Below are 7,387 nucleotides of genomic sequence, written 5' to 3'. Positions count from 1 at the left end.
CCCGCGGAGCGGGATATGCCCTGCTGACGCAGGGCATAGAGCGCGAATTGCGCAAGCGCAATTCGGATTCCGGCGCAAGCGCCGGAATGGAATTCCGTAAACGGAATTCCGACGGGGCGTCAATTCGCGCAAGCGCGAATTGAGGGTGACCGCGCAAGCGCGATCACCGAGGCTGGCGGCAAGAGGAAGTGCATCACGCGCGGGCCTGTGTAGCCACTGGGAATCCCAGTCACCACCCCCACAAGCGATGTGACGGGCCATCGGCCCGACAGGGTGCCAGCCCCACCGCAGTGACGGGCTCCGCTGCGCTCCACCCGAACCCCTCCCACCTTCTCAACTGCCGGTACGGCAATCCTGGCAACACCCGACCAGCATACACGCCAACCCGCCTCCATGGGCGAGAATCGGCCAAGTGTCATCCCGAGGGGCGGACCATCTGCAAGGGTGATGCATCACAGGCGCGGGCTGTGTAGAGTCTGGCACCAGACACCACCACCCCCAAGCCCATCACCGCTTCGGGATTCCCTTGCATATTGCGCGCCACATTCCACGAAAAGGAGAACACGGGAATGGCCGTGAAACTGCGTGACCACCAGATCGAGGCCGTTGCCGCCATTGTGCGCGGGCTCGACATCCCGCCGGGCGGTATTCCCGTGAATGGGCTGCGCGGTCAGGTGCACTCCGCGTGTGGGACGGGAAAGACCATCATTGCGGCTGCGGCGGCAAAGCGGATCGCGCCGAAGGGGCGCATTCTCGTTCTGGTGCCGACGCTGGATCTGCTGAGCCAGACGGTGCAGGCGTGGAATTCCGCCGGACATACAGGCCCGGCTGTCGCGGTGTGTTCCCTTCAGGACGACCCTGAATTGTGGGGCCTGGGAGTCCGGAGTACCACCAACCCGGTGCAGCTGGCGCTGTGGCACGGGCAGGGGCCGGTGACCATCTTCGCGACGTACGCCAGCCTCGGAGTCCTCGCAGAAGCCTTCGAGGGCGCCTACGGCCAGCAGCTTGATCCCATGGACCTGACCTGTGTCGACGAGGCCCACAGGACCAGCGGTTCGATGGGGAAGGCGTGGGCTGCCGTGCACGACCAGGGCGTGATCCCGTCGGCGCGCCGGCTGTATCTGACGGCGACGCCGCGGATCTGGCAGGAGCGGCCCCCGAGCTGGGAAGTCGCTGAGGGTGTGCGGGATGCGCTGCCCGAGGAGATGGCGGCCTCGATGGACGATGAGGAAGTCTTCGGGCCCGTTCTGTACAAGCTGTCGCTGGCATCGGCTGTGTCCCGCGGCTTGCTGGCGCGGTATCAGATCATCGTGCTGGAGCTTCAGGACCCGGTCGTCACCCCGGAGCGGCTGATGGGCGAGGACCGGCGTAGCGAGGAGGTGCGCGGGCAGCGCCTGGGAGCCCTTCAGGCCGCGCTCCTGCACACGATGGCGCAGCACAACCTGCAGACCTGCATCACCTTCCATCACCGGACGATAGAGGCGCAGGCTCATGCGGAGGGCCTGGAGCGCGTCGCCGAGCGGCTGCACGCGGACCAGCCGGACCGGTACCCGGCTCAGATCTGGGCGGACTGGCTGTGCGGCGAACACGCTCCCGAGCGCCGGCGTGGGGTCCTGGGCGAGTTCGGGAGCACGGCGCTGCGTGCCATCCTTTCGAATTGCCGCGTATTGGGCGAGGGTGTTGATATTCGCGCTGTGGATTCCGTGGCTCTCCTGGACCCCAAGGGTGCACCGCACGATATCGTGCAGGCGATCGGGCGGGCTTTGCGGCAGAAGCCCGGAGAGGGGAAACTCGCCTCGCTGATCGTGCCGGTTTTCTTGCAGCCGGGTGAAAAGCCAGAGGACATGTTCACCTCCGCGTCGTACCGCCCGTTGGTGAAGGTATTGGAAGGTCTGCGGGCTCACGATGAAGAGGCCGTGGAATTGCTGGCGATCCCGCAGGAGCCTCAGAAGGACGTGGCCCAGCCCTCCGTGAACATTGGCACGCCGCCGGAGGAAGGTGAGGAAGAATCCCGTCTGCTGCTCCGTTTCGCGGCCCCCAGGGATCCGGCGATGGTCGCGGAGTGGGTGAGCTTCAACGTGATCGATACGGAGCGGCAGGACTGGGCGAGGGGCTGGGCGAAGTTGAAGGCGTTCACGGAGCGTGAGCACCACGCCCGAGTTCCTTATGGTCACAAAGAGGGCGCGACACCGCTTGGGCAATGGGTGGCAGAACAACGAAGGGCCTACCAGGCGGGGCAGTTGAGCGGGCTGCGGGCCCGGCGGCTGGAGAAGCTGGGCATGGTGTGGAGCGTCGCGGATGAGCGGTTCCAGGAGAACCTGGAGGCCGCCAAGGCGTACTACGAGGATCACTGGACCCTCTGTGCTCCAAGGTCCGCCGTGGCTCTGGACAGGCCAGTAGGACAGTGGTTGAGCAACCTGCGCCGCCCGGGTGCGCTGGACGATCACCCGGAGTGGAAGGCCGCGCTGGAGGCGGTCGATCCGGACTGGAATCCCGAGTGGCCTGCCGAATGGCAGCGCCACTACGCGGCACTGCGTGAGCTGATCGCCGACGAAGAAGGTCAAGCCGGCGCGGTGGAGGTCCTGCCTGGCTTCACCGTCCACGGCATGGACATCGGGAAATGGCTGACCCGGCAGCAAAAACCGGCAGTCTGGCAGGCCCTGACGGACGGACAGCGCGAACGCCTGGAGCAGATCGGCATCACGCCGCCGGCCCCGGAGCTCCCGAAGCCGTCCACGACGCCCTTGGGGGCCTTCGAGCGGGGCGTGGCGGCCCTGGCTCAGTACAAGGCCCGAGAGGGCTCCGTGACCGTCCCCAGGGGCCACGTAGAGACGGTCGAGGTCGAGGGCCAAGAGCACCCCGTCAAGCTCGGAGTCTGGATCATGAACCTCAAGGGGCGCCGCGCGAAGCTCACCGTCGACAAACTCGCCGCGCTCGCCACGCTGGGATTGGAGTGGGCACGGGAAGGTTAAGGAGTGGGATAAGTTTTTGGTTAAGCAATATCGGATCCTGACGTGAAGGTGCAGGAAATGGCATCTGAGGAAGAGCTGTTCGCGTCCGTCGACGCTCTGTTGGAGGAGGAGCCGCATCTCCCGCCTCCGGCGGAGCGTGCCCGGCTTCGTGAAGCCGCCGGCATCACGCAGGCCCGCCTCGCCACCGCGTTGAAGACGACGACCCAGTCGGTGAAGAACTGGGAGAACGGCCGCTCGGAGCCGAAGTCGCCGCGCCTGGATGCCTACCAGCGGCTACTGAACGGGTGGGCAGCAAAGTATCCCGCACACGGTGCAGCCTCGGCTGCCGCGACGCCACCTGCGGCGTCCAGTGCACCGTCCGCGTCCGCGGTGGAGACAGCAGATGCCCTGCAGGCTCCCGCCGGACCAGCACGCCCCGCCACCCGGCCAGCTGCGGCATCGCGCCGCCCGGCCGCGAAGAAAGCAGTTCAGCCCGCAGCCGATCCGCGCTTCCCGCACGGTCCGCTCGGGGTCCTGGACGGCGACGGCAGCGCCTACGGCGTCGGCGGCATCGTACTCGACTGCCCGGCCACCACGATCCCCGAGCTGGTGGAGTGGACGCTGCGCGAGTCCGGTCTCGGAGCTGCGAAGCTCAACCGGTACGGCAAGGATTCCGATCCGCTGATCGTGCTCACGGCCGCTGCTGCCGTGAAGCTCGGGCTGCCGGAGCGTCTGGAGGGCCACGAGCAGCGCCGCTCCCTGCGCCTGCCCGAGGACCACCCCGTGGTCAAGCAGGTCGCGAAGGCGAAGTGGCAGCTCACCCAGCGCGGCTTCGGCCCCTGGCCCCGGATCTACCGCAAGGCGCAGGGCCGCGAGCGGCAGTGCGTGCAGCTGGCGATCCTGTCGTGGGACGCCCTCGATGAGCGGTCCTGGCCCGGCGTCTCCGAGATGGAGCCGGCCGACATCGCACGCGTCCTCGGCGTCTACGCCCAGCGGGTCATCACCCCGCGCGGCTCCACCGCCGTCTCGGGCCTGGAGCTGATGACGGCGCTGCGCCCGCCGACGAAGGCCGTGCAGGACCCGGCAACCGGGAACTGGGTGTCCGGCCACAACCCGGGCTCACTGGGCACCGAACCGATGGACCCGGCGCCGCCGGAGGCCACCCCCGAGCACCCCGTGGTCGTGAACTCCGGCTGGACCGGGGGCTTCCTGAACGAGGAGGCGTACCAGTGGGTGCGGTCGGTGGACACGCTCACCGATGAGGAGTGCACGTTGCCCTTCGCGGTGGGCCTGGACCTCAACACCGCGTTCCTCGCGGCTGCGGCCCGCCTGGTCGTCGGCCTGTCCGCGCCCGATCATTTCCACGCCCCGACGTTCAACCCGAAGATCCCCGGCTCCTGGCTGGTCGACCTGTCCCACATCGACCTGGACCCGCGCCTGCCCAGCCCGTTCACCCCGGACGGCACCCGGCCGGCGGGACCGGCCTGGTACCAGACACACACCGTCGCCTACGCCCAGGAGCTCGGCTACGACGTCCACCCGATCGAGGCGTACCTGCGCCGCGAGACCGGCGCCTACCTCGACCCGTGGCACGACCGCCTCAAGACCGCATACGTCGACACCCTCGCCGGCCTCGGCGTCACCCGGGACCTGGACGACCGCCAGTTCCTCGCGGCGATGGAGCAGCACAAGCAGTCCGACCCGGCGATGGCCGCTGTCCTGTCCGCCATCAAGGCCACGGTGAAAGGCGGCGTGGGCAAGCTCCGCGAGCGCCCGCAGGGCAAGTCCTACACGGAGGGCGAGACGTGGCCAGCCCTGCAGCGGCCGACCTGGCGCCCCGACATCCGCGCCGCCGTCATCAGCAAGGCCCGGGTCAACATGCACCGCAAACTGCGCAACATGGCCACGATGACGGGCCTGTACCCGCTCGCCGTGCTGTCCGACTGCGTCGTCTACCCCTCACCGGGCGAGAGCCCGCTGGACTTCCTGCCGTACGCCGCCTCCGGCAAGCCGCAGCCCGGCGGGTTCCGTCTCGGGCCGACGCCGGGCCTGGCGAAGCTGGAGGGCGTACAGACGATGCTGTGGGCGGTCGACCTCATGGAGCAGGGCTACAACCCCGCCCGCCACATCAAGGGCGGCGACGCCGTCTTGGACGAAGGAGAGTAGGACTGTGGCCGGAGAGATCGACGACGCCATCGAACGCGCCGACCGGGAGAGCTTCACCCGCCAGCCGCCCAAGACCCTCCAGGCACGCATCAACTTCCTGATAAAGCAGCTCAAGACGACCAAAGCCGTCGCCCAGGAGATCGGGGTCAGCCAGCGGTCGGTGGAGCGTTACCGCAAGGGCGAGCGCAAGCACCCGCCCCGGGGTATCGCCGAAAGGATCGACACGGCCGTACGGGCCCACTGGCAGCCCCAGGTGCGCAAGCGCCGACAGAAGCAGGCCGCCACCTCTGGCGGGATCACCGTGGAGACCCGCGCCCGGTTCGGCTACACCGCGCCCGTCGGCACGACCGACGACGGACGGTTCCGGCGCCTCACCGTGCACCTCCCCCCGGCCTACGCACAACGCCTCTTCGACGCCCGCAACACAGGCGCAAGCGACCAGCAGATGCGTGGGATCATCGCCGAAGGATTCAAAGAGATCTACTTTCAAGACGGCGGAAGCCGCGCCACAGGACTCTCCGACGTCACCCTCAACGACATCGACTACCTCGACCTCGACTACTGACCTGACGCCAGCGCACAGAGTGGCTCAGCGGGGGCTTGGGCCGAAGCACGATAGTTGTCACAAGCGACGGGATGGGTGGGGGCGCTGTTGCTGGCTGCGGGTGCCTTTCGGGTGACTCCCCTACAGGGTGAGATGACGCTGTCGTTCCTGGGGCGGATCGCGGACAAGTACGGCCTGACGGTGCGGAGTCTGCTGTCGACGGTTACCGAAGTGGCTGGCCAGCAGGACGTCGTCGGAGTTCTCCAGGGCGACAGTGAGGTGTTCTTGAACGCCGCGGCCCGGGACCGGGTCGCGGCGCTGTGTCGTGTGCCGCGGGTGAGCTTGCACCGTGCGTTGCCGACCTGGACGCGGGAGGAGCCGCTGGGCCCCGCGAAGGAGAGGCCGGCGGCGCGGCTCCACAACGGGGTGGAGACGGTTGCCGCCTGGGGTCCGGCGTGCCCGGGCTGTGTGGCTGCGCGGACCGGTCGCGTTGCACCAGCCCGGGTGTACCTGGCGGCGCACCAGCGAGTCTGCCCACGCCACCGGTGCTGGCTGATGAGCGTGCCTGGCAGCGGAGGCCGTGTCGTCGGGCTGGCCCGATTCCCGGAGGTGGTCCAGGCGCAGGAGGATCACCGGAGGCTGCTGCGCCACTCCCCCATCGCTGGTTCGGCGTTCGAGGTTGCTGAAGCGGTCACGGCCTGGTGGTGGGCGCAGAAGTGGCCGGAAGAAACTACGTGGCCAGCACGGCTGTCTGCGACGGTTCCCGAAGGCGAGGAGCCCGGGCGGTGGCGGGTCCTGGCCCGCAGCTTGGTCACCTATCCGGAGACGGTGGCCGTTGCCGGGGCATTGGTAGACCAGACGATGAAGCGTCGTATCGCACCCCAGGTGCGCGGCCACCTCCCTTTCTGCCTGGGGGACCTCCCCGTGCTCATCAGTGAGCTGGCCCGCTGTCTGCGGCGGCCTTGGCTCGCTGATCGCCTGGCATCGTGCATGGACGGACCGCTGTTCGCCTGGGCGCACCAGTGCAGCAAGGCGGCGGAAGCGCCGGATGGCGACGGGCAGCGGTTGCTGTGGAAGGTCCATCCTGCGCACCGGCTCCGTCCCTTGGCTGACGAACTCGCCCAGCGCCTGCAGGAGATGGCCGGCGGTGAAGCCGCAGAGGCTCCGCTCCCCAAACGGCGGCGCGGGCACAGCCGCCAAGCCGACGCGGCCTTCGAAGCGGGTTTGACTCGTGCCCGGGCCTACGCGGCTGCGCGGGGGCATCTGGCCACACGGGCAGACACGCTCCAGGACGGCTTTCCTCTGGGGGCGTGGATGACCAACCAGCGCATGCTCCGTCTCGGGATGCCTGCCTGGCGCAGCGCCGCGCTGTGAGGTTCCCCCTGCCGGCCGGACAGCTTGATACTGGGACGGATGGTCCCGGAGGAAGCAGTCACAGGTAGTGAGCCAGAAGAGCAACATGAGTAAGCGGTATACGGCCGAGTTCAAGCGGGACGCGGTCGCCTTGGCGTTGTCCTCGGAGAAGACGGTCACCGAGGTCGCGAGGGATCTGGGCGTGAGTCCGGAAGGGCTGCGCGGGTGGGTGAAGCAGGCGAAGGTCGACCGCGGTGAGGGGCCCGCCGGGGCTTTGACCACTGCGGAGCGTGAGGAGTTGGTCCGGCTGCGGCGGAAGGTCCGCGAGCAGGAGGCCACGATCGAGGTTCTGGGAAAAGCGACCGCCTTCTTC

Annotated in this window: 5 protein-coding genes; all 5 read left to right on the top strand. The window is 68.4% G+C overall.

All coding sequences use genetic code 11. From position 1 onward, the window contains the following. The first annotated feature begins 569 nt into the window (after nt 1-569). Nucleotides 570-2,972, top strand: a complete 2,403-nt coding sequence (locus BMZ82_RS38685) for a DEAD/DEAH box helicase (protein ID WP_093782066.1) — start codon at nt 570-572, stop codon at nt 2,970-2,972. Between the two features lie 57 nt (nt 2,973-3,029). After that, complete coding sequence (locus BMZ82_RS38680) at nt 3,030-5,117, top strand: telomere-associated protein Tap (protein WP_093782065.1); 2,088 nt, start codon at nt 3,030-3,032, stop codon at nt 5,115-5,117. A gap of 4 nt (nt 5,118-5,121) precedes the next feature. After that, a complete protein-coding gene (locus tag BMZ82_RS38675; RefSeq protein WP_093782064.1) occupies nt 5,122-5,682 on the top strand; it encodes a telomere-protecting terminal protein Tpg in 561 nt (186 codons plus the stop codon). 75 nt (nt 5,683-5,757) lie between these two features. Next, entirely contained in the window at nt 5,758-7,035 is a 1,278-nt protein-coding gene (locus BMZ82_RS38670) for a TniQ family protein (protein WP_093782063.1), read from the top strand. A gap of 85 nt (nt 7,036-7,120) precedes the next feature. Further along, on the top strand, nt 7,121-7,387 hold a 267-nt coding region (locus BMZ82_RS38665), incomplete at its 3' end, for a transposase (RefSeq protein ID WP_143099012.1).

The sequence above is a fragment of the Streptomyces sp. yr375 genome (assembly GCF_900110755.1).
GTDB lineage: Bacteria > Actinomycetota > Actinomycetes > Streptomycetales > Streptomycetaceae > Streptomyces.
Note: the sequence above shows the minus strand (reverse complement) of the source record. Positions and strands in the feature narration are given on the sequence as shown.